This window comes from Corallococcus sp. AB011P, from assembly GCF_003611605.1.
Classification (GTDB): Bacteria; Myxococcota; Myxococcia; order Myxococcales; family Myxococcaceae; genus Corallococcus; species Corallococcus coralloides.
In genome coordinates this window covers 1-252 of record NZ_RAVX01000096.1, presented here as the reverse complement: position 1 = coordinate 252, position 252 = coordinate 1, and the positions used below count along the sequence as shown (strand labels likewise).

Sequence of the window (252 nt, the reverse complement as noted above, 5' to 3'; positions counted from 1 at the left end):
CTAAGGGGCCGCTGGGCCAGGCCATTTCCTACGCGCTGAAGCAGTGGGACGCCCTGACGCGATTCGTCTCCGACGCGCGCCTGCCCCTCGACAACAACCGCTCGGAATCGGCGCTGCGCAAGGCGGCAGCGCCCCGTTCATTCTGCCGTAGGCATCTCGGAAGTTGCCCAGGTCCACTACCGATGGCACCCCTTGGTGGGCCAGCAGGTGCCCGTCCTGTACCGCGAACTCCGCCGAGGGGAGCGGGTTGCC

1 protein-coding gene is annotated in these 252 nt (G+C 68.3%); it reads left to right on the top strand.

All coding sequences use genetic code 11. From position 1 onward, the window contains the following. Window positions 1–11: 11 nt before the first annotated feature. Window positions 12–252 (top strand): transposase (locus D7X30_RS43960; protein WP_370052153.1); only part of this gene is annotated, 241 nt, incomplete at its 3' end.